We start from the raw sequence: 438 nt of genomic DNA on the forward strand, positions 1-438 counted from the left end.
TGGCCTCCCCTGCTCTGACCGAGGAGGCGTGGCTCGCGCGCATCGGGGGCATGCTGCCCGCGCAGTGGCCGGCGGGGCGTCTCGCGCTGACCGCGGTGGATGCCGGCAGCGGGGAGTTCGTGGTGTTCCACGCGGACAGCGGAGTGCCCCTCGAGCGGGCCGTGGCCGCAAGCTGCGCCGTCCCCATGGTCTTCCCGCTCGTGCACGTGGGGGACCGCGCCCTCATGGACGGAGGCATGCGCTCGGCCACCAACGCGGACCTGGCCGCGGGGTACGGACGGGTGCTCGTGGTCTCGTGCAACCCCGAGCCGCCCACGAGCCCGTTCGGTCCGACCCTGGACGAGTCCCTGCGACTGATCGGGGAGACGGGCACCGCCCTGCACGTGACCGCGGACGAGGCCAGCCACCGGGCGTTCGGAACGAACCCGCTGGATCCGG

1 protein-coding gene is annotated in these 438 nt (G+C 74.0%); it reads left to right on the forward strand.

The window, feature by feature from the left end:
- A partial coding sequence (locus LPA54_RS39245) for a patatin-like phospholipase family protein (RefSeq protein ID WP_228985170.1) occupies positions 1-438 on the forward strand: 438 nt, incomplete at both ends.

This window comes from Streptomyces sp. DH12 (genome assembly GCF_020873895.1).
Lineage (GTDB): Bacteria > Actinomycetota > Actinomycetes > Streptomycetales > Streptomycetaceae > Streptomyces.